A 935-nucleotide genomic window follows, 5' to 3' on the forward strand; every position below is an offset into this window, starting at 1 on the left:
CCCCCCCACGGAGCGCCCGGACTTGAACCGCCCCACGCTGCTGCTTGCGCTGAGCCTGATGTGGCCCGCGCTGGCCCCCGCCCAGAGTCAGGAAGGCATGGGCCTCGATTTGACCGAGGACGCCCAGGCCAAGCCACCCGAAGAGAACCCCGCGCCGCCGCCGGACGAGGAAGCCCGTCCCGCGTCGCCGCCCACCGCCGACAAGGCGAAGGAGATCCCCCCCGAAGCGCTGATGCCGCTCACGGACATCACCCAGGACGACCGGGTGAAGAGCGTCCAGCGCAAGGTGTATCTGAAGAAGCACCGCTTCGAGCTCACGCCGCTCGTGAGCATCTCCGTGAACGACCCCTTCTATTCGAAGGTGGGCGGCTCGCTCCGGGGCGCCTGGTATCTGGCGGACACGCTGGCCATCTCCGCCCGCGGCTCGCTCATGCAGGTGGTGCCGTCGGATGACGTGCGCACCGCCAAGCGCACCTTCAACAGCAAGATCTACAACTCCGTGCCGCAGTGGTCCGCCATGGGCGACGTGGAGTGGGCACCGCTGTACGGCAAGGTGTCCTTCCTCAACTCCATCCTCCACTTCGACGGCTACCTGCTGGGCGGCCTGGGCGTGGTGAAGACGGAGACCTCCGCGCTGCCCGACCGCGGCCTCAACCCGGCCGCCGACCTGGGCCTGGGCATGCGGTTCGTCACCAAGGACTACCTGGCCGTCAACGTGGCCCTCATCAACACCTCTTATGTGGATCAGCCCCTGGGCAGCAGCAAGGGCGCCATCCAGAACGTCATGACCCTCAACGCGGGCATCTCCATCTTCCTGCCCCTGCACTCGACGGGGAGGGAGTCCGAATGAAGCCCGCCTTCCGTCTGCTCCTGACCCTGTGCGCCGGCATGCCCGTGCTGGCCGGCGCCGCCGACAAGGCTCCGGCGCCCGCCTC

At 68.3% G+C, this 935-nt stretch carries 1 protein-coding gene; it reads left to right on the forward strand.

The features are described 5' to 3' along the window. The first annotated feature begins 22 nt into the window (after window positions 1-22). Complete coding sequence (locus D7V93_RS43495; protein ID WP_120648721.1) at window positions 23-850, forward strand: outer membrane beta-barrel domain-containing protein; 828 nt, start codon at window positions 23-25, stop codon at window positions 848-850. Window positions 851-935: the final 85 nt, after the last annotated feature.

Origin of the sequence: Corallococcus llansteffanensis (assembly GCF_003612055.1) — a bacterium.
Classification (GTDB): domain Bacteria; phylum Myxococcota; class Myxococcia; order Myxococcales; family Myxococcaceae; genus Corallococcus; species Corallococcus llansteffanensis.